The organism is Halomonas sp. PBN3 (genome assembly GCF_000475415.1).
Classification (GTDB): domain Bacteria; phylum Pseudomonadota; class Gammaproteobacteria; order Pseudomonadales; family Halomonadaceae; genus Halomonas; species Halomonas shengliensis.
Map to the genome: position 1 here is coordinate 149,978 of NZ_AXCA01000163.1, position 25,016 is coordinate 174,993.

24 protein-coding genes are annotated in these 25,016 nt (G+C 68.0%); 16 read left to right on the forward strand and 8 right to left on the reverse strand.

Annotation, left to right across the window (positions count from 1 at the left end):
* Window positions 1-223 precede the first annotated feature (223 nt).
* The 5 genes from Q673_RS29420 to Q673_RS29440 are packed head-to-tail and all read left to right on the forward strand — an operon-like array spanning window position 224 to window position 6,573.
* The gene (locus Q673_RS29420; RefSeq protein WP_023006317.1) at window positions 224-1,384 is read left to right on the forward strand and encodes a Fic family protein; all 1,161 of its coding nucleotides are present in this window, start codon (window positions 224-226) and stop codon (window positions 1,382-1,384) included.
* Window positions 1,381-3,024: a class I SAM-dependent DNA methyltransferase gene (locus Q673_RS29425; RefSeq protein ID WP_023006318.1), complete on the forward strand. Its 1,644-nt coding sequence runs from the start codon at window positions 1,381-1,383 to the stop codon at window positions 3,022-3,024. The genes Q673_RS29420 and Q673_RS29425 overlap by 4 nt, the downstream gene beginning before the upstream one ends.
* Complete coding sequence (locus Q673_RS29430) at window positions 3,021-4,385, forward strand: restriction endonuclease subunit S (protein WP_023006319.1); 1,365 nt, start codon at window positions 3,021-3,023, stop codon at window positions 4,383-4,385. Before Q673_RS29425 ends, Q673_RS29430 begins: the two co-directional genes overlap by 4 nt.
* A complete protein-coding gene (locus Q673_RS29435) occupies window positions 4,382-6,112 on the forward strand; it encodes an SWIM zinc finger family protein (protein ID WP_023006320.1) in 1,731 nt (576 codons plus the stop codon). Before Q673_RS29430 ends, Q673_RS29435 begins: the two co-directional genes overlap by 4 nt.
* A complete protein-coding gene (locus tag Q673_RS29440; protein ID WP_023006321.1) occupies window positions 6,109-6,573 on the forward strand; it encodes a hypothetical protein in 465 nt (154 codons plus the stop codon). The genes Q673_RS29435 and Q673_RS29440 overlap by 4 nt, the downstream gene beginning before the upstream one ends.
* 29 nt (window positions 6,574-6,602) lie before the next feature.
* On the opposite strand, the gene Q673_RS29445 is transcribed toward Q673_RS29440, so the two are convergent.
* From Q673_RS29445 to Q673_RS29455, 3 genes are all read right to left on the reverse strand, one after another.
* A complete protein-coding gene (locus tag Q673_RS29445; protein WP_023006322.1) occupies window positions 6,603-6,920 on the reverse strand; it encodes a CcdB family protein in 318 nt (105 codons plus the stop codon).
* Entirely contained in the window at window positions 6,920-7,165 is a 246-nt protein-coding gene (locus tag Q673_RS29450; protein ID WP_023006323.1) for a type II toxin-antitoxin system CcdA family antitoxin, read from the reverse strand. Before Q673_RS29450 ends, Q673_RS29445 begins: the two co-directional genes overlap by 1 nt.
* A 95-nt stretch (window positions 7,166-7,260) precedes the next feature.
* On the reverse strand, window positions 7,261-8,124 hold the full coding sequence (locus Q673_RS29455) for an SDR family oxidoreductase (protein WP_023006324.1): 864 nt from the start codon (window positions 8,122-8,124) through the stop codon (window positions 7,261-7,263).
* Between the two features lie 358 nt (window positions 8,125-8,482).
* On the opposite strand from Q673_RS29455, the gene Q673_RS29460 reads away from it, so the two are divergent.
* Window positions 8,483-9,586 carry a YkvI family membrane protein gene (locus tag Q673_RS29460; protein WP_023006325.1) on the forward strand — a complete coding sequence of 368 codons (1,104 nt, stop codon included), beginning with the start codon at window positions 8,483-8,485 and terminating at the stop codon, window positions 9,584-9,586.
* On the opposite strand, the gene Q673_RS29465 is transcribed toward Q673_RS29460, so the two are convergent.
* Entirely contained in the window at window positions 9,581-9,889 is a 309-nt protein-coding gene (locus tag Q673_RS29465; protein ID WP_023006326.1) for a GGDEF domain-containing protein, read from the reverse strand. The genes Q673_RS29460 and Q673_RS29465 overlap by 6 nt on opposite strands.
* 65 nt (window positions 9,890-9,954) lie before the next feature.
* On the opposite strand from Q673_RS29465, the gene Q673_RS29470 reads away from it, so the two are divergent.
* The 3 genes from Q673_RS29470 to Q673_RS29480 all read left to right on the forward strand — a co-directional run bounded on the left by Q673_RS29470 (window position 9,955) and on the right by Q673_RS29480 (window position 13,787).
* The gene (locus tag Q673_RS29470) at window positions 9,955-10,698 is read left to right on the forward strand and encodes a FadR/GntR family transcriptional regulator (RefSeq protein ID WP_023006327.1); all 744 of its coding nucleotides are present in this window, start codon (window positions 9,955-9,957) and stop codon (window positions 10,696-10,698) included.
* Between the two features lie 518 nt (window positions 10,699-11,216).
* A complete protein-coding gene (locus tag Q673_RS29475; RefSeq protein ID WP_023006329.1) occupies window positions 11,217-11,636 on the forward strand; it encodes an STAS/SEC14 domain-containing protein in 420 nt (139 codons plus the stop codon).
* Between the two features lie 165 nt (window positions 11,637-11,801).
* The gene (locus Q673_RS29480; RefSeq protein WP_161629676.1) at window positions 11,802-13,787 is read left to right on the forward strand and encodes a sensor domain-containing diguanylate cyclase; all 1,986 of its coding nucleotides are present in this window, start codon (window positions 11,802-11,804) and stop codon (window positions 13,785-13,787) included.
* Here the strand turns inward: Q673_RS29480 and Q673_RS29485 are convergent.
* Window positions 13,769-14,677 (reverse strand): LysR family transcriptional regulator, encoded by a 909-nt coding sequence (locus Q673_RS29485; RefSeq protein ID WP_023006331.1) that lies wholly within the window; start codon window positions 14,675-14,677, stop codon window positions 13,769-13,771. The genes Q673_RS29480 and Q673_RS29485 overlap by 19 nt on opposite strands.
* Before the next feature lie 164 nt (window positions 14,678-14,841).
* Between Q673_RS29485 and Q673_RS29490 the strand changes: the two genes are divergently transcribed.
* The 5 genes from Q673_RS29490 to Q673_RS29510 all read left to right on the forward strand — a co-directional run bounded on the left by Q673_RS29490 (window position 14,842) and on the right by Q673_RS29510 (window position 18,029).
* Window positions 14,842-15,285, forward strand: coding sequence for a DoxX family protein (locus tag Q673_RS29490; protein ID WP_031218288.1), 444 nt, complete (start codon window positions 14,842-14,844; stop codon window positions 15,283-15,285).
* Window positions 15,286-15,354: 69 nt separating this feature from the next.
* Window positions 15,355-16,302 carry a glutathione S-transferase family protein gene (locus Q673_RS29495; protein ID WP_023006333.1) on the forward strand — a complete coding sequence of 316 codons (948 nt, stop codon included), beginning with the start codon at window positions 15,355-15,357 and terminating at the stop codon, window positions 16,300-16,302.
* A 76-nt stretch (window positions 16,303-16,378) separates the two neighbouring features.
* Window positions 16,379-17,323 carry a pirin family protein gene (locus Q673_RS29500; RefSeq protein WP_023006334.1) on the forward strand — a complete coding sequence of 315 codons (945 nt, stop codon included), beginning with the start codon at window positions 16,379-16,381 and terminating at the stop codon, window positions 17,321-17,323.
* A gap of 72 nt (window positions 17,324-17,395) precedes the next feature.
* Window positions 17,396-17,689, forward strand: coding sequence for a nucleotidyltransferase family protein (locus Q673_RS29505; protein ID WP_023006335.1), 294 nt, complete (start codon window positions 17,396-17,398; stop codon window positions 17,687-17,689).
* Window positions 17,682-18,029, forward strand: coding sequence for a HepT-like ribonuclease domain-containing protein (locus Q673_RS29510; protein WP_023006336.1), 348 nt, complete (start codon window positions 17,682-17,684; stop codon window positions 18,027-18,029). The genes Q673_RS29505 and Q673_RS29510 overlap by 8 nt, the downstream gene beginning before the upstream one ends.
* Here Q673_RS29510 and Q673_RS29515 read toward each other — a convergent pair.
* Together Q673_RS29515 and Q673_RS29520 are read right to left on the reverse strand one after the other, a co-directional pair.
* Window positions 18,019-21,345 carry an AAA family ATPase gene (locus Q673_RS29515; RefSeq protein WP_023006337.1) on the reverse strand — a complete coding sequence of 1,109 codons (3,327 nt, stop codon included), beginning with the start codon at window positions 21,343-21,345 and terminating at the stop codon, window positions 18,019-18,021. The two genes, Q673_RS29510 and Q673_RS29515, sit on opposite strands and share 11 nt — an antisense overlap.
* The gene (locus Q673_RS29520; protein ID WP_023006338.1) at window positions 21,342-22,619 is read right to left on the reverse strand and encodes an exonuclease SbcCD subunit D C-terminal domain-containing protein; all 1,278 of its coding nucleotides are present in this window, start codon (window positions 22,617-22,619) and stop codon (window positions 21,342-21,344) included. Before Q673_RS29520 ends, Q673_RS29515 begins: the two co-directional genes overlap by 4 nt.
* A 143-nt stretch (window positions 22,620-22,762) precedes the next feature.
* Between Q673_RS29520 and nfi the strand changes: the two genes are divergently transcribed.
* Window positions 22,763-23,470: a deoxyribonuclease V gene (gene nfi, locus Q673_RS29525; RefSeq protein WP_023006339.1), complete on the forward strand. Its 708-nt coding sequence runs from the start codon at window positions 22,763-22,765 to the stop codon at window positions 23,468-23,470.
* Window positions 23,471-23,525: 55 nt separating this feature from the next.
* On the forward strand, window positions 23,526-24,074 hold the full coding sequence (locus Q673_RS29530; protein WP_023006340.1) for a DUF1415 domain-containing protein: 549 nt from the start codon (window positions 23,526-23,528) through the stop codon (window positions 24,072-24,074).
* Window positions 24,075-24,098: 24 nt separating this feature from the next.
* Here the strand turns inward: Q673_RS29530 and Q673_RS29535 are convergent, their stop codons facing one another.
* The gene (locus tag Q673_RS29535) at window positions 24,099-24,983 is read right to left on the reverse strand and encodes an aldo/keto reductase (RefSeq protein ID WP_081712038.1); all 885 of its coding nucleotides are present in this window, start codon (window positions 24,981-24,983) and stop codon (window positions 24,099-24,101) included.
* Between the last annotated feature and the right edge of the window lie 33 nt (window positions 24,984-25,016).

The following is a 25,016-nucleotide window of genomic DNA, read 5'->3' on the forward strand; positions in this document are numbered from 1 at the left end:
CGCGGATATATCGATGGCGACGACATGTCTCGAGGACATGTTTAAGAAAGCCGCTTTTTTCGACACGTCCCCTGGATATGTCGACGGCATCACCATGACGGCCACCGTGGAGCGGCACGAAGTTAAAATAGCGGCAGGCCTTATTTTAATTTCAGGCGTAACTTAAAATAAGGCGCGACGCTATTTTACCCAGGCCCGCTTTCGAGCGGTGAGAGGGAGCCCCATGGAACGCGGACTCACAGGCCACTATGTAGACAGCATCGCCGGCGGCATGCGGTGTCAGGCCTTCATCCCCGACCCGCTGCCGCCACGGCCGGCGCTGGCGCTGGACGGCAAGCTACAGGGGCGCATCAATCAGGCGATGCTGGCGCTGGGCCGTCTCGACGCCATCAGCACCCTGCTGCCCGACGCCTCACTCTTCCTCTACAGCTATGTACGTAAGGAAGCCGTCATGTCGTCGCAGATCGAGGGCACCCAGTCCTCGCTCAGCGATCTGATGCTCTACGAAATGGAGGGCATGCCGGGCGTTCCCATGGACGACGTGCAGGAAGTCTCCTGCTACGTGAATGCGCTAATGCTGGGCGTGCACCGCATCCGCGAGGGCTTCCCCATCAGCCATCGCGTGGCGATGGAGATGCACACGACGCTGATGACGTCCGGGCGTGGCATCAACCGCGGACCGGGGGAGTTTCGCAGCAACCAGGTGTGGCTCGGGGGGCACCGCCCCGATGAGGCGGTCTTCGTGCCGCCGCCGCCCCATCGGCTGGCCGAGTGCTGGGCGGCGCTGGAGCGCTTCATCAACGACATGCCCGAGGCCACCGACCCACTGATCAAGGCCGCCCTGACCCACGTGCAGTTCGAGACCATCCACCCCTTCATGGATGGCAACGGGCGCCTGGGTCGTCTGCTGATTCCGCTGATCCTGGTGGAAGCGGGCATCCTCAGCGAGCCCCTGCTCTACCTGTCGGTGTTCTTCAAGAAGCATCGCCAGGTCTACTACGAGCGCCTGCAGCAGGTACGGGTCACCGGCGACTGGGAGGCCTGGCTGCTGTTCTTCGTGGACGCCGTGGCCGAGACTGCCAATCAGGCAGTGGCAACGGCTCGGCGGCTCAACCAGCTGCGCGAGCAAGACAAGGTCCGGGTGGCCGAGCTAGGCCGCCAGGCAGGGTCGGCAGGTCTGCTGCTCGACGCGCTCTTCCAGCAGCCCATCGCTAATGTCGCCCACTTGAGTGAACGCACCGGGCTGACGCCTGCCACCGTAGGGCGTGTGCTGACCCCCCTCGAAGACACCCTTGGCATCGTCCATGAGCTGACCGGCCAGAAACGCAATCGGATCTTCGCCTACCGGGCCTACATCGACATACTCAATCAGGACCCCTCATGACCCAGAACGACATCGTCCAGAAGCTGTGGAACCTCTGCGACGTGCTGCGCGACGACGGCATCAACTACTCCGACTACGTCACCGAGCTGGTGCTGCTGCTGTTTATCAAGATGGAGTACGAGAACACTCAGGCCGGGCTGCTCAACGCCCACGCCCTGCCCGAAGGCGCCCGCTGGCCGGACCTCACCGGGCGCTCGGGGCTTTCCCTGCTCAACTACTACAAGCAGATGCTGCTCGACCTCTCCAAGAGCAGCGACCGGCTGATCGCCGCCATCTACGCCGACGCCCAGACCCGCCTGCGCGAGCCGCGCCACCTGGAGCAGCTGATCCGCGACCTGGACCGCATCGACTGGTTCAGCGCCCAGAAGGATGGCCTGGGCGACCTCTACGAGGGGCTGCTGGAGAAGAACGCCAACGAGACCAAGTCCGGCGCCGGCCAGTACTTCACGCCCCGCGCGCTGATCAACGCCATGGTGCGCTGCCTGCGCCCCAAGCCCGGCGAAACCATTCAGGACCCCGCTGCCGGCACCGCGGGCTTTCTGATCGCCGCCGATGCCTACATCAAGCAGCAGACCGATGATCACTTCGATCTCGACGCCAAGGCCCAGGCCTTCCAGAAGCTCAAGGCCTTCGTCGGCATCGAACTGGTGCCCGGCACCCGCCGCCTGGCGCTGATGAACTGCCTGCTGCACGGCATGGAGGGCGACGACGAGGGCGTGGTGCACCTGGGCAACGCCCTGGGCGAGGCCGGCAAGGCGCTGCCCCGTGCCGATGTGATCCTCGCCAATCCCCCCTTCGGCACCGCCAAGGGCGGCGAGGCCAGCATCACCCGCGACGACCTCACCTACCGCACCAGCAACAAGCAGTTGGCCTTCCTGCAGCATATCTACCGCGGGCTCAAGCCCGGCGGCCGCGCCGCCGTGGTGCTGCCCGACAACGTGCTGTTCGAGGCGGGGCAGGGCACCGAGATCCGCCGCGACCTGATGGAGAAGTGCCACCTGCACACCCTGCTGCGCCTGCCCACCGGCATCTTCTACGCCCAGGGCGTCAAGACCAACGTGCTGTTCTTCACCCGCGGCACCGCCGAGAACCCCCACCAGGACGAGGGCTGCACCGACGAGGTGTGGGTCTATGACCTGCGCACCAATATGCCGAGCTTCGGCAAGCGCACGCCCTTTACCGAGGCCCACCTCAAGCCCTTCGAGCGGTGCTACAACCCGGCGGGCAGTGACGCCCTGGGCGAGCAACTGGCCGCCCGGGAGGAGGGCGACTGGAGCTTTGGCGCCGAGGAGATAGAAGCCGACCGGGCTGCTGGCACCGATGATGCGAACTCTGGAGTGGACGACAAGCTGCAGACCTCCCGCTGGCGCAAGTTCAGCCGCGACTGGATCCGCGACACCAAGGGCGACTCGCTGGATATCACCTGGCTTAAGGACGCCGACAGCCTCGCCGCCGAGAACCTGCCCGAGCCCGACGTGCTCGCCGCCGAGGCGATGAGCGAGCTGACCGAAGCCCTGCGCGAACTCGACGGCCTGATGGCCGCCCTCGGCAGCCAGGACGAAGCCGCCGCCCAGAAGCGACTGCTGGCCGACGCGCTGGGGCTTGGGGATGACGCCGCAAGCGATGAGGTGAAGGCATGAGCGAGCGGGTATTGCCGGAGGGGTGGGTGGAAACCACGCTTGGTCAGGTTGTGGAATATGGCAAGGCGGAAAAGGCGACCCGAGAACAGGCTGATGACGATACCTGGGTGCTAGAACTGGAGGATATAGAGAAGTCATCCTCGAAAATTCTCCAGCGCCTGAATTTCAGTGAGCGTCAGTTCAAGAGCACCAAGAACCGCTTCAAGAAGGGGGATGTGCTCTACGGTAAGCTGCGCCCCTATCTAGATAAGGTCGTGATTGCCGAGAGGGACGGGGTCTGTACTACTGAAATTATTCCCCTGGATGCTCGTCCGCATCTGGACAACCGTTATCTCTTCTATTGGCTGAAGTCGCTGGATTTCCTCTCCTATGTCAACCAAGTGGGCTATGGCGTCAATATGCCTCGCCTGGGCACCAAGGATGGAAAGGCCGCTCCCTTCGTTCTCGCACCGCAGGAAGAGCAGAAAGCCATCGCCGATAAGCTGGATGAGTTGCTGGCTCAGGTCGCTAACCTGAAAGCCCGCCTGGATGCCATCCCGGCTATCCTTAAGCGGTTTCGGCAGTCCGTGCTAGCGGCGGCGGTGAGTGGTCAACTTTATAGTTTCGATAATGCGAATGGCTGGCAGGATGTGTGCGTTGGGGATTTGGCAACATTGGTAACCAGTGGTTCTCGGGGGTGGTCTAAGTACTATTCTGATAGTGGGGATCTTTTTGTTCGCGCACAGAACATAAAAAACGATGTTCTGGATCTTGGTGATGTGGCTTATGTGGATCTGCCGGAAAGGGCCGAGGGTACGCGCACAAAGATCAAAGAAGGGGATTTTCTGATAACTATTACCGGAGCCAATGTGACAAAATGCGCCTTGGTGGGTGTAGATGTCGGAGTGGCATATGTAAGTCAGCATGTTGGCTTGGTTAGGTGGAGTGAGAGGCGATATGGCCCATACCTTGAGCTGTTTCTTAAATCTGAGAGTCATGGGAGAAAACAACTTTTGGATATGGCATACGGCGGAGGAAAGCCCGGGCTCAATCTCAAGAACATCCGAGACGTTTCATTAAGGCTGCCTAGCATCGAAGAGCAAACCGAGATCGTCCACCGCGTCGACCAGCTCTTCGCCTTCGCCGACCAGATCGAACAGCAGGTCGCGAACGCCCAGACCCGCGTCGACAAACTGACCCAGTCCATTCTCGCCAAGGCCTTCCGCGGCGAGCTGACCGCCGAATGGCGCGCCGCCCATCCCGAGCTGATCGGCGGCGAGCACTCCGCCGCGGCGCTATTGGAACGGATCAAGGCGGAGAAGGCGAAGCAGACCCCGGCCAGGACGCGGCGGGGCGGCAGAAAGGCAACGGTGACACCATGACGCGACACAACGAGACAACGCTGCTTGCCGACGAGCCGCTCGTGCGGCTCGCCGGCGAGGCCGCCTTCGAACGCGGCGTGGCCTATTACCGGCAGGGCCAGGTGCTAGGCTGGAACCGGCAGGGGAATACCCTCACCGCCCAGGTCGCGGGCAGCGAGAGCTATCGGGTGACCCTGCGGCTTAATCCCCGTGGCCTGGAGGGCGGCTGTGACTGCCCCGCCTCCGAGGGCATCGATTTCTGCAAGCACTGCGTGGCCACCGCCCTGGCCTATCGGGCGGAGCAGGAGGAGCAGCAGCGCTTGATGGCGGGAGGAGAGCGTGGCCGCCTGCTCGCCTACCTGCAGCAGTTGGATAAGGCCTCGCTGGTGGAGGCGCTGGCCGAAATGATCGAGGAGGACCCGGTGAGGCGGCACCAGTGGTCGCTGCGTGCCGATGCGGTGCTCGGTGTGCTCGATCACAGGGCCCTGAAGAAGCGCATCACCGCGGCCTTTCCGCTAAAGCGCCACCTGCACCGCTATGGCCAGGTGCGGCCCTATTTCACCAAGGCGGAGGCGGTGGTCGACCAGCTTGTCGAGCAGGCGCTGCAGTTGCCGCCCGATACCTGCCTGACCCTGGTGGAGTACGCCCTGTCGCGCCTGGCTCGGGCACTGGAGACCATCGACGACTCGGGCGGCTTTCGCTTCACCTGCGAAGAGACGCTGCAGAGGCTGCACGTGCAGACTGTCCAGCGGCTCGACTGGCCCGGCGAGAAGCTCGCGGCCCACCTCTACGAGATCGCCTTCGGGGATATTCATGATTTCTACCCCAAGATTCCCGATGCCTATGCCGAGGCCCTGGGCAGCGAGGGAATGGACGCCTACCTGGCGCTGTTGCAGCGGGTCTGGGACGCCTTGCCGAGCCTGACCGCCAAGGCGAGCTGGTCAAAGAAGTTCCACTATGAGCGGCTGCGCGAGCCCCTGCTGAAGCGCGCCGAGGCGCGTGGCGATGTCGCGACCATCCTGGCGCTGCATCAGAAGAGCGCCACCGAGGTGCAGGACTTCCTGAAGATTGCCGAGCTGTGCATCGCGCATGACGCCTGGGACCAGGTGGAGCTGTGGCTGGCCCGGGCGGCCAAGGCGGACGACAAGCGCTACCCTCACTGGCGGCACGAGCGCGAGCGGCTATCGATCCGCCTGTTGCTGTATCGTGGCGAAGCCGAGAAGGCGGCAGAACGCCAATGGCAGATCTACCAGCAGACGCAGCAGTTGGAGGATTACCGACAATTGCTCGCACTGGCCGATGAACATGCCCTGACCACCGATTATCGGCAGCGTGTCCATGACTGGCTCAAGGAACAGGTCGACCAGGCGCCCGAGGCGCCCTGGGGATATGCGCCGAAGGTGGTCAATACCCTGCTGGAGATCTACCTCTACGAAAACCGTCTGGAGGAGGCGCTGGCGTTCAGCTCGGTCCGGCCGGTGGCCGCTGGCCTGCTGCTGAAGCTGGCCCAGCAGCTGGGCAATCCTGACCAGAGCCTGCCGCTCTATCTTCGCCTGGCTCGCAGCGAGGTACGCAACACCGACAACAAGAGCTACCGCAGCGCCATCGCCCAGCTTCGTGAGCTGCATGGCACGCTGGAAACGCTGGAGCAGCACCGAGCATTTGCCGCGGCACTGGAGGAGTTGCGTGCCGAATTCAGACAGAAACGCAACTTCATCAAGTGGCTGAACGAGGCCTTTCCACCATGAAACCCTTCTCCATCCTGCTGATTCGCCTGCTGGGGCTGTATCTCTTCCTGAACACGCTTTTCGCCATCCTTCCGGCGCTGCTGGGTCCCAACGCTGGTGAGCTCTGGTCGGCCGAGCTGCTGCCGGTGCTGATCGCCACGCTGGCGGTACCCATGGTGGGCGGCGTATTGCTGTGGTGCTTCGCCGGCCGCCTGGCGGAGCGGCTGCATGGCGCAGGGGGAGTGGGTGATGGGGCGAGCGGCCGCATCCCGGACAACGACCTGGTGCGTGCCGGCACCTTTCTGATCGGTACCTATCTGGTGGTGCGGCATATCGGCATGCTGGTGGGGGCCTATTCGACCTCCGGCGCCGTGGCCTATGACGCCCTGTTCATGGTGGTGGCGGGTCTCGGCATGATGCTGGGCGGTGGTGCTCTCGCGACGCTCTACCGCAGGGTCAAGTATCTGGGGGTGGGCCGGTAGGCCGGCCATGGTGAAGCCCGCCGGCCGGTTCAGATGCCTGTCACCAGGAAATCGACGGCGGCCATGATCTGGTCACGATAGCGGCCGAGATCATGTACCGCCTTACCGAGACGCTTCCTTTCCATCCCGGCGAGCTCCTGCGTCAAGGCGATATAGCGTTCGTCGTCGATCTCGATACTGGGGTTCAGGTGGGAGATTTGCAGGCTTTCGGCGATGCCGACAGGGCAGAGCGGCACGACCACGGTGGTGCGCAGCTCGCCGAGCAGGTTGCTCTGTATATCGAGAAGGTAGGGGTAACGACGCCGCGAGGCTGGATTCCGGTTCTCGTAGGCGTGGTACTGGGCCATCAGAACTGCCGCTCGTCATCACCGAAGGTGCCGTTCTCTTCGACGAACTGGTTGTAGGCCCGAATGGCATCGCTGTTTTCCCGTTGCCATTTGTCGCGTTGCTCTTCACGTACCTTTTCCGTCAGCGCGCTTTCGAAGGTGGCTGAGAGGTTGATCCCCAGGTGCCTTGCGCGTTGGAGCAGGTCGCTGTTGATGCTGACGTTGGTGGCCTTCTTGGGTGCCGTGACATCGAAGAGTGGCGACATGGTGCGATCTCTCGTCGAGATGGACGATGCGTATAGCCTATGCGCATCAAGGTTGTGCGGCAAGGCATGCTCAGCGTGGCGGATTGCCCGGGCATTCATTCCCGTTCATCCCGCGTCGCGCGCAGCAGCACTCTGTCCATGCCGCGGGTACCCAGTACCCGCCTGAGGGCGGCGAAGAGGTGGGTGGGCAGGGTCACCGCGTAGCGGGGCCTGGGTCGCGGGTGCTCCAGGGCGTGGATCAGCTTGGCCACCACCGCCTCGGGGCCCAGGGTGAAGGGGCCCTTGCCGTCCTGGCTGGCCAGGCGCGCCTCCACCTTGCGATAGGTCTCGGCATGGGCGCTGTGCTCGGTGTCGATGTTGGCGCGGAAGGCGCGGTGGGCGTTCTCGCGAAAGCGGCTGGTGATGGGGCCGGGCTGGATCAGGCTGACATGGATACCACTGCCGGTGAGCTCCTGGCGCAGGGTGTCGGCGAGCCCCTCGAGGGCGAACTTGGAGCAGACGTAGGCGCCGCGGTAGGGCAGGGCGGCGAAGCCCAGCACCGAGCTGTTGTGCACGATGCGCCCGTGCCCCTGGGCGCGCATCATCGGCAGCACCCTGGTGGTGAGCTCATGGGTGCCGAGCAGGTTGGTCTCGAGCTGCGCTCTCAGCACCTCGCGGGAGAGGTCCTCGACCGCGCCGGGCTGGCCATAGGCACCGTTGTTGAACAGCGCCGTCAGCCGGCCGTCGGTGCGCTTCGCCACCTCAGCGACCGCTAACTCGATGGAGGCGCTGCTGGCCAGGTCCAGGGACAACGCTTCGAAACCCTCTTCGCGCAGCCGGGCGACATCCTCGTCCCGGCGCGCCGTGGCGAAGACCCGCCAGCTCCGCTCGGCCATGGCGTGGGCCGCGGCATGGCCGATGCCGCTGGAGCAGCCGGTGATCAACAGGCTGCGCGTGGTCTGTGGCGGGGCGGCTGGCATGTGGGGCTCCTCTTGCGCTCCAGTGGCAGGGGATCAGGTCATTGGCAACACCCCAGGGTATCGCGTCTCGCTGCAGGAAATCCGTCGCCAGCTCAGGCATCTGGCAGCTTATACATGATGCACCACTGCCTTTTCTGTAGATGATTGGCCTGTCGACTTTGGTCGAAGGTAGAGAGGGTTCATTATAATAAACCAAGTTTCCTATCGTATACTTCGCGCCCACGAATGACCGACAGCGTCGCCGCCTTGCGGCAGCTGGCACCTTCAATGCGATTCGGGGCCACCCGCGTGTGGTTTCCCCCATGAGTTCGGCCCCGCTCCCGTGCGGGCGCCTCCGGCACAATGAGGTATCGATAGCATGAATAAACAGCCCTTCCTGATCGCCATGACCTTCATGTCGATTATCGTCGGCGGCGGCTTCGCCTCCGGGCAGGAGGTCCTGCAGTTCTTCACCGGTTACGGCCTGGTCGGCGTGGCCGGGACCCTGGTCAGCGGACTGTTGTTCGCCTTCCTGGGCATGCAGATCGCGCGCATGAGCTCAAGCCTGCAGGCACGTTCCCACAAGGAGGTGCTGGTGGCGCTCTTCGGTCGTCGCGCGGGGCTTGCCATCGATCTGGTGCTCTCCTTCTTCCTGTTCGGCGTGGGCGTGGTGATGCTGGCCGGCAGTGGCTCCATCTTCGCCCAGCAGTACGGCATGCATCCGCTGTTCGGCGGGGTACTGCTCAGCGTGCTGGTGATCGCCACCCTCTGCCTGCGGGTGCGTGGTATCATCAACCTGATCAGCGCGATCATGCCGGTGCTACTGCTGCTGGTGATGACCATCACCGTCTACTCCTTCTTCGCCAGCGATGCCACGCTGGACGCCCTGAATGCCGCCTCAGGGGAGGTCGCCACCATCAGCGACGGCTGGCCGGTCTCTCACTGGTTCGTCGGGGCGCTGCTCTACGCCTCCTTCAACATCGCCGTGGGCTTCCCGATGCTCTCGGTGATCGGCGGGCTGACCGAGGATTCCCGGCAGGCGGCGCTGGGCGGCGTCCTGGGTGGCGTGGGCCTGGGCGTGCTGATCTTCCTGCTCAATGTGGGACTCTTCGCCAACCTCGACCGCCTGGTCGATGTTGAGATGCCGTCACTGATGCTGGCCAGTGCGCTCTCGCCGGCCGTGGCATTGCTCATGTCCCTGGCCCTGATCTGCATGATCTACAGCACCGCCGTGGGCATGTTCTTCGCCTTCACCGCCCGCTTCGCCGCGCCCGAGACCTCCCGCTTCAAGGTGCTCAGTGTACTCTTCACCGGGGTGGGCCTGGTGCTGAGCCAGTTTGGCTTCAGCGCGTTGATCGGTACCGTCTACCCGATGCTGGGCGTAGTGGGGCTGATCCTGATCCTGGCGCTGGGTTACCGCTGGCACACCGCTCGCCGAGAGGCGCGGCTGCGCCTGGCGAGCTCCAGCTACTTCGATTCATGACTCGACCCGGTTGCGGCCCAGCGCCTTGGCCCGGTAGAGCGCCTCGTCCACCCGCTGGGCCAGCGACCGGGAGTCCTCGCCGGGCACCATCTCTGCCACGCCGAAGCGGTCGTTGATGCGCTTGAAATGGTCGAGGTCATACATGATCAGCGACAGCGGCGAGGCGTAGCGGCTGGCACGGGCCATCTCCTTCTCCAGCAGCCGGCCGAACTCCTGGCGGTTGAGGATGCCGGTGAGGCCGTCGGTGATGGCCATGGTGGTGACGCGCTCCTCGGCTTGCTTGCGCTGGGTGATGTCGCGCACGATGCTTGCGGTAAATATCTGACATTAAGTAGGGTGTTGCCCCCTTTCCCCAAGAGGTCCTGTCGATGTCCCTGTCGGAACTGCCGCTTGCCCCGAAGTCGGGTGGCTCACGCGCCCTGGCCACCATCCTGGCCCATGCCATTCTGTCGGGCCGCTGGGGCAGCGGGGACCTCTTTCCCCGCGAGCTCGACCTGTGCGAGCACTTCGGGGTCAGTCGCAACCGCGTCCGCAATGCCCTGGCCGAGCTGACCAGCAACGGCCTGATCGAGCGCACCGCCGGGCGCGGTACCGTGGTGCGTCCGCTCGAGGAGTGGAACCTGCTCGACCCCCAGATGAGCGAGTGGATGGCAGGCCTCGAGGCGCCCCACCCCCAGCTGGTCAGGGAGGTGTTCGCCTTCCGCCTCTCCGCGGAGCCCTTCATCAGTGAGCTGGCGGCGCTGTCGGCCACCGACCAGGACCTGGCCAACATCGAGCGCGCCTTCGAGGGCATGTGCGACAGCGCCGCCGCCCCGGCGCGCCGCGAGGAGCACGCCGAGCATGACGTGGCCTTTCACGACGCCATCTACCGCGCCAGCCACAACCTGGTATGGCGCCAGATGGGCCGGCTGCTGCGCCCCTCCATCATCGCCCTGATCCAGCGCTCCCATCACCAGGCGGACTCCCTGGCGGACAGCCTGGCGCGCCACCGCCAGCTACTGGACGCCATTCGCCTGCGCCAGCCGGAGGCCGCCCGGGAGGCCACCGAACGGGTCCTTGAGCGCACCGCCGCCGACCTGGGGCTGGACCCCGGCGGTCGCGTGACCTGCTGAGCCGGCTCAAGGGTCGCCAGACCCTGCTCGGCGACTTCCAGGACCTCGGTACCCGTCAGGTCTGGATCGCGGCCTTCGCCGATGACCTGCCTGAGGAAGCCGAGGCGTGCCGTGCCTGGCGGGAGTCGCTCGAGCTGGCGAAGTTGGCGCTGCGGGAACAGGTCATGGCACTTCCATTCCTTTCACGCTGAGTGCCCGACACCGAGACCTTCCGCGTGGAAAGGTCCGCCCGAGAACCGCACGTAATCGAACTGGAGGCTAGAGGCGGCGAGGCCGTCATCGTTAAGGTGCGCTGCAGGGGTGCCGGCGGCCGTTCAGGGCCACCAGCCGCCCTCGCGAATCGCCGCGTGGCCGCTCACGTCGGGGTTGTAGAGGTAGAGCCAGGCGAGCCCCGGGTAAACCTCGGGGTTGCGGGCGAACACATCGGGGCTTGCGGGCCTGCCGTTTCGGCCGCGCCGTCAGCGGCTATGCTGAAGGCAGGCTCACCCCCTATACGCAGAGCGACCAGGGAGATTTCCATGTTGGAGTTCATCACTCACTCGGCACCGCACGTCGTGGCCATGAAGGTCGGCGGCGTGGTGACCGGCCGGGAGCTGCAGCGGGCCATCGATGCCATCGAGGCCGCCAAGCGCGACCATCCCCGTGTCAGCCTGCTGGCCGAGCTCGACGGATTGCGCTGGATGACCCTTACCGCGCTGCTCAAGGATGTCGGCTACGGCCTCACCCAGCTCGGCGACCTGTCGCGCTACCACCGCGCCGCGGTGATCACCGACAAGGAGTGGGTCAAGCATATCGCCCATCTCGAGGATCGCCTGTTCAAGGCGATCGAGATCCGTACCTTCCCGCATCGCGAGTACGCCGCCGCCCGAGAGTGGGTCGCCGAGCTGCCCCAGGGCGAGCACGAGAGCCCCGAGGAGGATGGCTACCACGGCGCCTGAGGAGACGTCGGCGGCAATGACAGCGTTGCCTGCCGTCATGGGATGGGATGCCGTGCGCCAGGCCCGCGCTGGAGCCTGGCGCTATTCTCATGCAGCATAGGGCTCATGACAGCGAAATCTAATCTTGGGGGGCGTGGTGCCCGATCGCGCCTCCTTGCACCTCTCGTGCGTTCCCTGACGTTCCCCCTGATGACCCTGCGCGGGCGTCTGCTGGTCGGTGCCGCGGTGCTGTGGGGGCTGCTGTGCGTGACCCTTCTCACCCTGAGCTGGCAGGCGGGGCGTCTCCTGGTGGATGAAACGAACCACCAGCATCTCCGCTATGAAGCCGAGTTGATCAGCAACGCCATCACCAACCAGGTCGGCCTGCGACTGGAGGAGCTGGTGCAGCTGGCTAGCAGGATTCCCGAGCCCCGTGAGGGGGCTCTTGACGTCCAGCATGCCCACAGCCTGGCCCACCTCTTCGAGGGCCTGGTCCTTTCCAATCGCGACAGCCGGATCGTCGATGCCTGGCCAGCGGGCGAAGGCAGCGTGGGTGTCACTGTCTCCGACCGGGACTATGCGCGTTTCATGAACGCCTTCCGGCGCCCGCTCGTCAGCGAGCCCTTCGTGGGCCGCATCACCGGTAACCCCCTGGTGATGATGCTGGTTCCACTGCATGACGACGAGGGGCAGTACACCGGCTTCCTGGGAGGGCTGGTCAATATCCGGGAGAGTCGGCTCTTCAAGAGCTTCGAGCGCCTGCGCCTGGGCGACAGCGGCTACGTCACCGTCACCACCGCGTCCGGCCAGCGGCTCTACCACCCGCGCCAGCAGCAGGCCATCGTCGACCTTCCCGACCGGCTCGCTCCGGCGCTCGAGAGGGCGCTGTATGGCTGGGAGGGCGAGAGCCAGGACCAGTCGGTTCCCGGCGAGCCACAGCTGGTGGCGTATCGCCAGATCTGGCCGGCCGACTGGATCGTGGGGGTCCACCTGCCCCAGTCGCAGGCGGAAGCGCCGCTGGTGGCCGGCATGCGACGCGTTTCCTTCTATGCCTGGGGCGTGCTGATATTGGTCCTGCCCCTGGTGGGAGGGTTGATCTGGCTGGCGCTGCGTCCGTTGGCGCACCTCGCCGAGCAGGTCCGCGAGCTTCAGGGCGAGCGGCGGCAACGGCTGGAGATCCCGACCCGCATGCCGGAGCTGCGGCGAGTGATCGAGGTGATCAACGAGACCGAGCGCGCCCGGCGCGCCAGCCTGAGCGACCTGATGGAGCGCGAGGCGCTGCTGCGCGGCACGCTGGCGGCCTCTCCCCAGGGGATGTTCGTGACGGACCCGCAGGGCAGGGTGACCTTCACCAATGACGCCCTGCGCCGGCTGCTGGGGGGCGACTTGCCTCTCGATCTGGCCACCTGGAGCGAGCGCCTCCATCCCGAGGATCGCCCCGCCGTGCGTGATGCCTGGCGCCACAGCCTGGCCCAGCGCCACGATTTCGTCCGCCAGTTCCGTATACGGGACGACGACGGGGAGTCACGCTGGCTGGATGTGCATGCCGGTGCGATTCATGTCGATGGCAAGTTCATCGGCATCGTCGGTGCCGTACGCGATATCACCCAGCATCGCCATGACGACACCCTGCGGCGGTGGGAGGCAGAGCACGATCCGCTGACCGGGCTGCTCAATCGGCGCGGTCTGCTTCGCCGCCTCGAGGAGGCTCTGGTCGAGTGCCAGAAGGTCGGCACACCCACCGCGGTGCTGCTCTTCGATCTCGACCACTTCAAGCCGATCAATGACCAGGGCGGCCACGCCCTGGGCGATCGCATGCTGCAGCAGGTGGGGGAGACGATACGGGGCGTGGTGCGCAGCAACGATCATGCCGCCCGCCAGGGGGGTGACGAGTTTGCCGTGTTGCTGAGCGGTTGCGGCGCCGAGCAGGCGCAGACCCTCGCCGAGGCGTTACGGGTCCGTATCGCCGCCCACCCGGTGGCGCATGAGGGAGAGCAGTGGTTCGTCACCGCCAGCATCGGCGTGAGCCAGGTGCATCCCGACGACGCTGCCGTCGGTGACGTCCTGGCCCGCGCCGATGCCGCGAGCTACCGCGCCAAGCGTGGCGGCCGTGACCGGGTCGTCGTGGGGGACGGCCCGGCCTGCCGGGACCCTCAGAAGCGATCCCAGTAGGGCGGGTCGCCGAAGTACCCCTCCAGGAAGTCCACGAAGTGGCGCACCTTGCTGGCCAGCAGCTGGCGGTGGGCATACACCGCATAGAGCCCCAGCGGCTCGGGCTCATGCTCGGGCAACACGATGGCCAGCCGCCCCTGGCGAATGGCCTCGCCGGTCAGAAAGGTCGGCTGCAGGGCGATGCCGGCCCCGCCGATGGCGGCCTCCACCAGCACGTCGCCGTTGTTGCTGGTCAGTTCGCCTCCCTCTCTTTCCCCACCGCCGTCGCGTGACAGCCACTTCAGCAGCGGTTCCTGGCTCTCCTCCATGTAGCGGTAGCGCAGGAAGCGGTGCCCGGTGAGGTCCCGGGGCTGCTCGGGGGTGCCGTGGGCCTTCAGGTAGTCGGGCGCGGCGCATAGCACCAGGCGCACGGGGGCGATGCGCTTGGCGATCAGCGAGGAGCTCTTGAGCCGTCCGATGCGCAGGGCGATGTCGAAGCCCTCCTCGACGATATCTACCTTGCGGTCGTTGAGCTGCAGGTCGATGTCCACCGCCGGGTGGGCGCGCTGGAAGTCGTTGATCAGCGGCGCCAGGTGACGGATGGCGAACGACAGCGGGGCGCTGATGCGCAGCCTGCCGCGGGCCTGGCCCTGCAGCTCGCCGAGCGCCTGCTCCATGTCATCGACCTCGGCCAGCACCTGCTCGGCGCGCTGGCGGTAGGCGGCGCCCGCCTCGGTCAGGTGCAGCCGGCGAGTGGTGCGGTTGAGCAGGCGCACGCCCAGGTGCTGCTCCAGCTGCGAGACATGCTTGCTGACTAGCTGGGGGGAGAGCGCCAGGCGCTCGGCCGTCCGGGTGAAGCTCCCCTCGGCGACCACGGTGACGAAGGCGCGCATGGCATCGAGACGGTCCATGGCCGGCTCCTCGCGGGGTAGGGAAGGTCGATTATCAACGCATCGAGGATAATAATGCAACGCTGGCGCCCTTATTCCGTTCATGGGGCGAGAGTAGAGTGGCCCCATCGCTCGAGGCCACCCGCCGCCTCGGCCTTCCCCGACACGACGATGAGGACGACACCATGAAGACCCAAGCGATCAAGACCCTGTTCACCACCACCGGCGGCTATGGCGCCCTGGCCCTGCGCCTGCCGGTCGGCCTGATCCTCGCCGCCCACGGCGCCCAGAAGCTGTTCGGCTGGTTCGGCGGCTATGGCCTTTCCGGCACCGCTCAGTGGCTCGAGAGCATCGGCCTGGCCCCCGGCCTGCTGATGGCGCTGCTGGCTGGCGGTGCCGAGTTCTTCGGCGGCCTGGCCCTGATGGTCGGCCTGCTGACCCGCCCCGCGGCGCTGGCCGCCGCCTTCACCATGCTGGTGGCCATCGTCAGCGTGCACCTCGGCAACGGCCTGTTCATGGCCAACAACGGCTACGAGTTCGCCCTCGCCCTGCTGGCCGCCAGCGTGGCCCTGACGCTTCAGGGTGCCGGCCGCCTCTCGCTGGACGGCCTGGTGGCAAAGCGGATGTGAGCCCGACGACGATGGCACCACGGACACCCTCCCACGACGGAGGGTGCCCCATGAACAGGAGAACGCAACATGCTGGTCAACGGCATCTGGCAGGAGAACTGGCAACCGGTCCAGGCGAAGGACGACGAGGGGCGCTTCATTCGCCAGACCTCGACCTTCAGGAACTGGATCACCCCCGACGGTGCCCCCGGCCCCACCGGCATCGGCGGCTTCAAGGCCGAGCCGGGTCGCTATCACCTCTACGTGGCCTACATCTGCCCCTGGGCCTCGCGCACCCTGATGGCGCGCCGGCTCAAGGGGTTGGAGGCGCTGATCGGCGTGACCGTGGTCAACCCGCGGCTCACCGATCAGGGCTGGCGCTTCGGCGGCTTCCCCGGCGCCGACGAGGATAGCCTCAACGGCGCGCGTTACATGCATGAGCTCTACACTCGCGCCGACCCGGAGGTCTCCGGCCGTGCCACCGTGCCGGTGCTGTGGGACAAGAAGACCGGCACCATCGTCAACAACGAATCCGCCGATATCCTGCGCATGCTCAACACCGCCTTCTCGCACCTGGTGGACCGGGGCCCGAACCTCTACCCGGGTCACCTGGCCGCGGAGATCGATGTTCTCAACCGTGAGATCTACGGCGACCTCAACAACGGTGTCTACCAGGCCGGCTTCGCCTCCAGCCAGCAGGCCTACGACGAGGCCTACGCCAAGGTCTTCGCCAGGCTCGATGCACTCGAGGCGCGGCTCGGCGACGGGCGCCGCTACCTGTTCGGCGATGACCTGACCGAGAGCGACATCCGCCTCTTCGTGACCCTGGTGCGCTTCGATGCCGCCTACCACGGGCTCTTCAAGTGCAACCGCAACACCCTGGCCGCGATGCCGGCGCTGCACGCCTACATGCATCGCCTCCTGGCACTGGAAGGCATCGCCGAGACGGTCAACCTCGATCACATCAAGGCGGGCTACTACTCGATTAAGGCGCTCAACCCCACCGGCATCGTGCCCGCGGGACCCGAGGTCCTCTGATCCCGGGGCGTCCCGGCGACGCCAGCGCTCGGGCGGGCTATGGTGAGACCATCACGGGACAGGCGAGGAGGCTGCCATGAGTAACCTGATCAAGGACGCCACGGCGTCGTCGTCCCTGGACTGCCCGGTGGTGGAAGGGCGGCGCCAGGTGCAACACGTGCCGGCACGCACCGCCGAAGTGGGCGGCATCCCCCTGCACCGTGCGCTGCCCTCGCGGCAGCGCCGCCTGGTGGGAGCCTGGTGCTTCCTGGACCATGCCGGGCCGGTGGTCTTCAAGGGCGACAGCCGCGGCATGCAGGTGGGCCCCCATCCGCATATCGGCCTGCAGACCTTCACCTGGATGATCGCCGGTGAGGTGCTGCACCGCGACAGCCTGGGCAGCGAGCAGGTGATCCGCCCGGGCCAGGTCAACCTGATGACCGCCGGTCGTGGCATCAGCCACACCGAGCAGTCGCTGCCCGACGACCCGCAGCTGCACGCGGCCCAGCTATGGATCGCCCTGCCGCATGCCCATCGTCATACCGCGCCGCGGTTCGACCACTACCCGGACCTGCCGGTCTGGCGGGAGGCGGGCGCTACCCTGACGTTGCTGGTGGGCGAGTTCGCCGGCCGCGAGGCGCCCACGCTTACCTTCTCGCCCCTGGTGGGGATGGACCTCGCCGCCGAGCACGACGCGACCCTGACCCTGCCGCTGAATCCCGCCTTCGAATACGCCCTGCTGCCCTTGGAGGGGGCGCCGAGCCTGGCGGGAGAGGCGCTCGCCGTGGACGAACTGGCCTATCTGGGCCGCGGGCGCGACGCCCTCGAGCTGGCCCTGCCGGCGGGGGCGAGGGCGCTGCTGATCGGTGGCCAGCCGCTGGGCGAGGAGGTGCTGATCTGGTGGAACTTCGTCGGCCACAGCAAGGAAGAGATCGCCGCGGCCCAGCGCGAGTGGGAGGCCGGCGGCGAGCGTTTCGGCCGGGTGGCCGGCTTCTCCTTCGAGGAGCGCCTGATGCCACCGCCGCTGCCCTGGAAGGGGTAGGCCGCTCATGCGGAGTGCTATGATAGGGTCTTGCTATCGAGTGCTGGGCCATCCGCGTCAGTGGAGGAAGTGATGGGCAATAGGCAGGAGACCATGCAGCTGCTACAGCGGCACTTCCCCGAGATGGTGCGAGAGTTCGGGGTTCATGACCTGGCTCTCTTCGGCTCCGTGGCGCGGGATGAGGCGGGGACGTCCAGCGATGTCGACATCCTGGTCTCTTTCGATGGCCCCGCGACGGCGGATCGCTATTTCGGCCTACAGTTCTTCCTGGAGGATCTGCTGGGGCGGCCGGTTGACCTGGTGACCGACAAGGCGCTTCGCCCGGAGCTTCGCCCCTACATCGAGCGCGAGGCCATGCATGTCTGAACGTCGACCTGAGCGCGAGTGGCGTTTCTACATCGATGACATGATCGGCTTTGCCGAGAAGGTTGTGGCCTATACCGAAGGGCTGACACAGGACGATTTCATCGAGCACGACCTGACCTACGATGCCACCCTTCGCAATCTCGAGCTGATCGGCGAGGCAGCTACCCGCATTCCTGACCCGGTGAGGGAAGCCAATCCCGAGATTCCCTGGCGCATGATCATCGCCACCCGAAACCGTCTGATCCATGCTTATCTCGGCATCGATGACGACACCATCTGGAGCATCATCCAGACCCATATCCCCGAGCTTCTCGAAAGGCTGGAATCCCTCAACCGCTGACGATGCGCGCGCGGCTGGCGCCGTTGCCCAGCGGCTCCACTCTTATCTGCACCGGGATGCGTTCGTGCATCTCCTGCACGTGGGAGATCACGCCGACGCGGCGGCCCAGGGCCTGAAGGCCGTCGAGCGCCTCCATGGCGAGCGCCAGGGATTGCGGGTCGAGGCTGCCGAAGCCTTCGTCGATGAACAGCGATTCGATGGTGAGCTCGCCGGAGGCCATGGAGGCGAGCCCTAGCGCCAGGGCCAGGGAGACCAGGAAGGTCTCGCCGCCGGAGAGCGAGTGCACCGAGCGGCGCTCGTCGGCCATGTCGCGATCCTCCACCAGCAGGCCGAGCTCGCTGCCGCCGCGGATCAGCCGGTAGCGGCGGCTGAGCCCGGCCAGGTGGGCGTTGGCGTGCTCCAGCAGCTGCTCGAGGTTGTAGGCCTGGGCGATGCGTCGGAAGGCCTTGCCGTCGGCGGAGCCGATCAGCTCATTGATCTGGCCCCAGCGGCGGAACTCGGCCTGGGCGGCCTCCAGTTCGGCCTGGCCGGCCTTGCGCCGCTCGCGGCGGCGATCGTCGTCGCTCAGGGCGAAGGCGGCCTCGTCGCGAGCCTTTTGTGCCGCCTCCAGGCGCGGGTGAAGCTCGGACTCGGCCACCTCCAGCGCCTCGCGGCGGCGTCGGAGTTCGTCGTCCACGGCGTCACTCAGCAGCGCCGCGTCGCGCTCGTCCTCGCGGCTCGCTTCTCCCGCCTCCTCGCCCAGGCCCTGGTCGCGGCGGTGGCGAAGCAGGGCGTCGCGCCGCTCGGCGAGGGTGGCGGCGGCGCGCTGGCGGGCCTGGTCGGCGGCCTCGATCTCCCGCTCCTCGTCGCGGGCCGCTTCTTCTGATTGGGTGAGCAGCCGGTCGAGGGTGGCGTCGCTCAGCTCGGGGTGCGCCGCTCGCCAGTCGGCGAGCTCGCGGGCGAGGGTGTCGCGCTCCCGGCGTAGCCCCTCGAGCCGCTCGGCCGCGTGTTCGACCCTTTGGGCGAGGCGCTGCTGTTGCTGTTGGGCCGTGTGCCAGCGCGCCTGGGCGGCGTCGCGGGCCTGGCGGGCCTGCTCCTGGCGTTCGTCGAGGTGCTGCTGCCAGGCATCCGGCGAGGCGTGCTCGCCGAGCCGGGCGGCGAGGGCGCGGGCAAGCCGCTCACGCTCCTCGCGCAGCGGCGGCAGCCGCTGGTCCAGCTCGGCCAGTACAGTGTCGGCGCTCGCCTTCTCTGTCACCAGGCGCGCCAGGGCGACCTGTCCCTCCTGCAGCGCCTGTTCCAGCGGGGCCAGTTCCGCCTCGGCCCGGGCCAGCTCGTCCAGGTGCCCTCGCGCCTGGCGGCGGCGGGTCTCGCTTGCCTCACGCTCGGCCTCGAGCCAGGCGTCGCGCTCGTTTGCCTCGATGGCGGCGAGCTCCTGCTGCAGGGGGTGCGCCTCCAGGGCCTTTCGTGCGGCTTCGTGCTGCCGCTCGGCCGCCTCGCGATCCTGCCGGTGGCGGGCGAGGGCGGCCTCCACGGCGCGGTATTCGCCGACAAGCTCGTCGCGCCGCCGCTGGGCCGCGTCGCGCGCCTTCCGGGCTGCGTCGAGCTGGCGGGCTTCCTCCGCCTCCTGGGCCTCGAGCTGGGCGGCCTCCGGGGTGGCCGGCGGATGCTCCCGCCAGGGGTGGTCGTGGCCGCCGCACACCGGGCAGGGCTCGCCCTCGACGAGGGCCTCGCGCAGCCGCGCCACGCTCTCGCTGCGCACGGCGCGGCTGCGGTCGATCAGCGCGCCGACGCTGTCGAAGTGGGCCTGGGCGCTGTCCAGGGCCTTGCGGGCGGCCTGGCCCTCGGTCAGCAGCGTGTTCCTGCGGGTCTCATCGTCGCCGAGTCGGCGGGTGAGCTGATCCAGGGCCTGGTCCGCGCGGCCGAGCTCCTGCCAGCGGCTGGCGAGCTCAGCGAGCGCCAGGTGGCGCCGGGCGGCCTCGTCGTGAATCTGCTGGGCGGCCTGGCGAGCGGCATCGAGGCGAGGGTGACTGCCCACCAACCGCTCGAGGGTTGAGCGCCAGTCGTCGCGGCGTCGCTGCCGTGCCTGCTGGGCCTCATCGGCTGAGCGGTGCTCCCGGGCCAGCCGTTCGGTCTCGGCCTGCTGCCGGGTGCGGGCCGCTTCCAGGTCGGCGAGCTGCCTGTCGTGGGTGGCGAGGCGCTGGGCCTCCTCTCGGGCCTCGCGCAGGGCGGGCTCGGCCTCGCGGCGCGCCGCGGCGGCCTCGGCCAGGTCGCGCTCGCGGGCATCAAGGGCCTCGCGGGCCTCGGCCTGGTCACGCTCGGCCTCGGCGAGCGCCCGCGCCGTTTCGGCGTGGCTCGCCTCCAGGGCGGTGATCTCGTCGGGCAGGGCGGCGCTACGTGCCAGCGCATGGCGCTTGGGGGCGATCCGCCGGCGCCACTCGCGGTCGGCACGCGCCTCGCCGAGCGCCTGCCAGTCGGCCTCGGCGTCCTGCTGCTGGGCCAGGCCCTGGCGATAGGCCGCGTGCAGCCGGTCATCGTCGTCGTGCCAGCGGCGCCGGTCCTGAAGCGATGCGGCCTGGCGCTGCAGGTCAGTGAGCGCCTGCCGGGTGGCCTCGGCCGTCTGCTGCAGTTCGGCGCGGGTCTCGGGCTCGGCGGGCCGGTCGCCCTCGAGCCGGGCCTCCAGGGCCTCGACGGCCTTCCTGGCGGCGTTGGCGCGCTGGTAGGCGGCCATGGAGATCGCCGAGTACTCCGCGGTGCCGGTGAGGCGCTCCAGCAGGTCGCTGCGGGCGTTGTCGTCTGCCTGAAGGAAGGCGGCGAACTCGCTCTGGGCGAGCAGCACGGCACGGGTGAACTGGTCGAAGCCGAGCCCCAGGCGTTCGGGCAGCAGGCGGTCGAACTCGCGTTTCTGGGCGGTGAGCAGTCGCTCGGTGTCGAGGTCAGTGAGCGACTGCTCGGCCTTCTGCAGCCGGCCGTCGACGCGCTGCCGGGCGCGGCGCACCGCCCAGCGGGCGCGGTAGCGGCGGCCGTCACGGCCCAGGAAATCCACCTCGGCGTGGCCCTCGGCGGCGCCGCGGCGCAGCAGGGTGCGCGGGTCGCCGGTGGTCAGGGTGGAGTCCGGGGTATCGGCGACCTGGCTGTCGCGGCTGGGTGCCTGGCGCAGGCGCGGCGTGCTGCCGAAGAGCGCCAGGCAGAGCGCGTCGAGCAGGGTGCTCTTGCCGGCGCCGGTGGGACCGGTGATGGCGAACAGGCCGGCGTCGCCGAGCGGCGGCGCAGTGAAGTCGAGCTCAAGGGGGCCGGGCAGCGAGGCCAGGTTCTCCAGGCGCAGGGCGAGGATCCTCATGCGTGGTTCTCCTCCCGGGTGTCGTCGGCGTCGAGTACCGCCTGGCGCAGGCGATCGAAGTCGGCCAGCACCTCGTCGCCCGGCGGCTCGCCCCAGCGCTGCTCCCAGGTGCGCGCGAACAGCTTGCGTGGCCCCAGGCTCTCGAGGTCGACCCGGGCGGGATTCGCCCCGCCGGCCACCTCGGGCAGGCGGCGGGCCAGGCGCAGCAGGCGCAGCGCACGGCCCTCGAGGGCGGCCTCTACCCGGGCGCGCAGGTCCGGCATGGGCGCCTCGAGTGCGACCTGCAGCTCCAGCCAGGGCCACTGCACCTTCGGCAGCGCCGGGTCGTCATCGAGTGTCGCAAGCTCGGCCAGCACCTCGTCCAGTGGGCCGGGGCCGATGCGGTGCATGGCCACCGGGCGCGGCACGGGGATCGTCTCGGTTCCGGCTAGCGCCTCGCCCTCCAGAGTCACCGCCACCACCTGGTGGGGGTAGCCGGCCTCGCTGAAGTCCAGCGGCAGGGGGCTGCCGCTGTAGCGGATGCGCGCCTCGCCCACTTGCTGGGGGCGGTGCAGGTGGCCTAGGGCGACATAGGCGATCGCCGGCGGGAAGAGGGCGGCGGAGATCGACTCCTCGCCGCCGATCACGATGGGCCGCTCGCTGGCCTCGGAGACCGCCGCGCCATGCAGGTGGGCGTGGCTCATGGCGACCAGCGCCTGGCCCGGTTCGCGGCGCGCCTCGGCGGCGGCGATCAGCTGGCGGTGCACCCGGGTGATGCCGGCCACGTAGTCGTTGCGCGCGGCCTCGGGTCCGTCATCGTCGTCGTGTCTCGCCAGCGCCGCGCCGGTGACCTCGGCGGGGCGCAGGAAGGGCAGCGCCAGGCACCAGGCGCGGGTCTCGCCGGCGGCGTCGGTGAGCGGCACCAGCAGGCGTTCGGCGTCGAGGGTGCCGTCGTCGAGCCAGCGCACCCGTCCCAGGGCGTGGGTTCGCAGGCGGCGCATCAGCGGCGCGGGCAGCTCGATGCGATTACCGCTGTCGTGGTTGCCGGCGATCAGCACGATATCCAGGCTCGGCAGCCGCTCGTGGGCGCCGACGATGAAGTCGTAGAGCAGCTCCTGGGCGGCCAGCGACGGGTTGACCACGTCGAAGATATCGCCGGCCACCAGCAGGGCGTCGGCTTGGCGCGCCACCAGGGTGTCGAGCAGCCAGGCGAGGAAGGCGCGGTGCTCGGCGTGGCGTTCCTGGCCGTGGAAGCTCTGGCCGAGGTGCCAGTCGGCGGTGTGGATCAGTTTCATCAGGTCTCCCTTCCTGCCTGTGTGCCGGGGGCGATAGTCTACGTCACTCACGAGCGGCTGTTCAGGAGCGACGGTACCCCCCTCTTCGGCTTGTCCCCAGCGCTCCTTACTATGTGCCGTTTCGATCATTCTAAGGAGCCACTATGCCATCGGCCTCGCTTCATGACTGGAACCTGGCGCCCCGCGACGCCATCGCCCTGCAGCGGCGCCTGGCGGACCGCGTCGAGCGCGAGGATCGCCTCGGCGAGGTGCGGCGCATCGCCGGGATGGATATCGGCTTCGAGCAGGGCGGCGAGGTCACCCGGGCGGCGGTGGTGGTGCTGGACTGGCCGCCGGGCGAGGAGGGTGGCTTCACGGTGGTGGAGGAGGTGGTGCATCGCGAGCCTACGCGGATGCCCTATGTCCCCGGGCTGCTCTCCTTCCGCGAGGTGCCGGCGGCGCTGGGTGCCTTCTCGCGGCTCGCCGTGACGCCGGACCTGGTGATGGTGGACGGCCAAGGCATCGCCCACCCGCGTCGCCTGGGCGTCGCCGCGCATCTCGGGCTATGGCTCGACCTGCCTACCATCGGCGTGGCCAAGTCGCGGCTGTGCGGCCATCACGGCGAGCCGGGCCCTGAGCGGGGCGACTGGGTGCCGCTGACCGACGGCCCCGACGACGAGGTGATCGGCGCGGTGCTGCGCTCGCGGGTCAAGGTGAAGCCGATCTTCGTCTCCGGCGGGCACCGGGTGTCGCTTGCCACGGCGCTCGACTGGGTGATCCGCTGCCTCGGGCGCACCAAGCTGCCGGAGCCGACCCGGCTGGCCGATCGGCTCGCCTCGCGGCGGGGCGGCGCGGCTGGCCCGCAAGCGTAGCCCGGCCAGGGGCTGCGCTATACTGCGGGCCCACTCCCTATCCCGTGAGCCCGCCATGTCGTCCGTCGATCCCCTCGCCGCCACCCGCCAGTGGGTGGAGACCTTCGTGGTCGCCCGCAATGTCTGCCCCTTCGCCGGCCGCGAGGTCGAGCGTGACAGCATCCGCTACGTGGCGGTGGACGCCGCGGCCTGGGAGCCCGCCCTGCTGGCGCTGCTCAGTGAGTGCGAACGCCTTGATGCGACGCCGGCGATCGAGACCACCCTGCTGGTGCTCACCCCCGGCCTCGAGGCCTTCGACGACTACCTGGACTTCCTGGGCGTGGCCGAGGCGCTGCTCGCCGACCAGGGCTATGAAGGCACCTACCAGCTGGCGAGCTTCCACCCGGACTACGTCTTCGCCGACGCCGAGGAGGCGGATCCCGCCAACTTCACCAATCGCTCCCCCTTCCCCATGCTGCACCTGCTGCGCGAGGCGGGGCTGGAGCGGGCGCTCTCGCACTACCCGGACCCCGAGACGATCCCCGAGCGCAACGTGGCGGCGCTGCGCGAGGTGGGCCAGGCACCCCTCGCCGCGGCGCTGGCCCGGCTACGCGGCGGCGACTGAGCGGCACATGATGTGCCCTCCTGACTAGACGATATCCAGCGCCACCTTGCGCGCCGGCGCCGGGAAGGCGGCGTCGAGCCGGGCCAGGGCGTCGTCGTCCAGACGCACATGCAGGGCGGCGGCGTTCTGCTCCACGTGCTCGGTGCGCGCCGCCTTGGGGATGGCGATGACGTCGCGGCGCCCCTCGACCGGGCGGATCGCCCAGGCCAGCAGCACCTGGGCCGGGGTGATGCCGTGGCGCGCGGCGATGCCCATCACCTCTGGGTGGCCGAGCAGGTCCTCGCGCAGGCTGCCGGCCTGGGCCAGCGGGCAGTAGGCCATGGTGGGCATGCCGCGCTCGCGCTGCCACGGCAGCAGCGAGTGCTCGATGCCCCGGGAGCCCAGGTGGTAGAGCACCTGGTTGACCGCGCAGGCGTCGCCACCCGGCAGGCCGTTCAGGGCGGCGAGCTCGTCGACGTCGAAGTTGGAGACCCCGAAGCGGCGGATCTTGCCCGCCTCGCGCAGGCGCGCGAAGGCCTCCAGGGTCTCTTCCAGCGGGATATCGCCGGGCCAGTGCAGCAGGTAAAGGTCGAGGTGGTCGGTGCGAAGGCGCCTGAGGCTCGCCTCGCAGGCGGCGATGGCCGATTCGCGGCCGGCGTTCCAGGGGTAGACCTTGGAGACCAGGAAGGCCTCGTCGCGCCGCCCGGCCAGCGCCTCGCCCACCACCTGCTCGGCGCCGCCGTCGGCGTACATCTCGGCGGTGTCGATCAGCGTCAGGCCCATGGCCAGGCCGTGCTGCAGGGCGCGCACCTCGTCGCGGCGCGGGGCGCGCCCCTCGCCCATGTACCAGGTGCCCTGGCCGATGGCGGGCAGCGCGAGGGCGGGCTCGTGGGCGGTGGCGGGCAGGGTGACGCGGGGAGCGGGGAGCAGGGCGAGGGCCTCTTGTCGGTTTTATGGAAGGCG

Bases quoted from the DNA above. Each gene is read 5' to 3' on its own strand.
- Q673_RS29420 (WP_023006317.1), top strand. From the start codon at position 224: ATGGAACGCGGACTCACAGGCCACTATGTAGACAGCATCGCCGGCGGC.
- Q673_RS29425 (WP_023006318.1), top strand. From the start codon at position 1,381: ATGACCCAGAACGACATCGTCCAGAAGCTGTGGAACCTCTGCGACGTG.
- Q673_RS29430 (WP_023006319.1), top strand. From the start codon at position 3,021: ATGAGCGAGCGGGTATTGCCGGAGGGGTGGGTGGAAACCACGCTTGGT.
- Q673_RS29435 (WP_023006320.1), top strand. From the start codon at position 4,382: ATGACGCGACACAACGAGACAACGCTGCTTGCCGACGAGCCGCTCGTG.
- Q673_RS29440 (WP_023006321.1), top strand. From the start codon at position 6,109: ATGAAACCCTTCTCCATCCTGCTGATTCGCCTGCTGGGGCTGTATCTC.
- Q673_RS29445 (WP_023006322.1), bottom strand. From the start codon at position 6,920: ATGGCCCAGTACCACGCCTACGAGAACCGGAATCCAGCCTCGCGGCGT.
- Q673_RS29450 (WP_023006323.1), bottom strand. From the start codon at position 7,165: ATGTCGCCACTCTTCGATGTCACGGCACCCAAGAAGGCCACCAACGTC.
- Q673_RS29455 (WP_023006324.1), bottom strand. From the start codon at position 8,124: ATGCCAGCCGCCCCGCCACAGACCACGCGCAGCCTGTTGATCACCGGC.
- Q673_RS29460 (WP_023006325.1), top strand. From the start codon at position 8,483: ATGAATAAACAGCCCTTCCTGATCGCCATGACCTTCATGTCGATTATC.
- Q673_RS29470 (WP_023006327.1), top strand. From the start codon at position 9,955: ATGTCCCTGTCGGAACTGCCGCTTGCCCCGAAGTCGGGTGGCTCACGC.
- Q673_RS29475 (WP_023006329.1), top strand. From the start codon at position 11,217: ATGTTGGAGTTCATCACTCACTCGGCACCGCACGTCGTGGCCATGAAG.
- Q673_RS29485 (WP_023006331.1), bottom strand. From the start codon at position 14,677: ATGGACCGTCTCGATGCCATGCGCGCCTTCGTCACCGTGGTCGCCGAG.
- Q673_RS29490 (WP_031218288.1), top strand. From the start codon at position 14,842: ATGAAGACCCAAGCGATCAAGACCCTGTTCACCACCACCGGCGGCTAT.
- Q673_RS29495 (WP_023006333.1), top strand. From the start codon at position 15,355: ATGCTGGTCAACGGCATCTGGCAGGAGAACTGGCAACCGGTCCAGGCG.
- Q673_RS29500 (WP_023006334.1), top strand. From the start codon at position 16,379: ATGAGTAACCTGATCAAGGACGCCACGGCGTCGTCGTCCCTGGACTGC.
- Q673_RS29505 (WP_023006335.1), top strand. From the start codon at position 17,396: ATGGGCAATAGGCAGGAGACCATGCAGCTGCTACAGCGGCACTTCCCC.
- Q673_RS29510 (WP_023006336.1), top strand. From the start codon at position 17,682: ATGTCTGAACGTCGACCTGAGCGCGAGTGGCGTTTCTACATCGATGAC.
- Q673_RS29515 (WP_023006337.1), bottom strand. From the start codon at position 21,345: ATGAGGATCCTCGCCCTGCGCCTGGAGAACCTGGCCTCGCTGCCCGGC.
- Q673_RS29520 (WP_023006338.1), bottom strand. From the start codon at position 22,619: ATGAAACTGATCCACACCGCCGACTGGCACCTCGGCCAGAGCTTCCAC.
- nfi (WP_023006339.1), top strand. From the start codon at position 22,763: ATGCCATCGGCCTCGCTTCATGACTGGAACCTGGCGCCCCGCGACGCC.
- Q673_RS29530 (WP_023006340.1), top strand. From the start codon at position 23,526: ATGTCGTCCGTCGATCCCCTCGCCGCCACCCGCCAGTGGGTGGAGACC.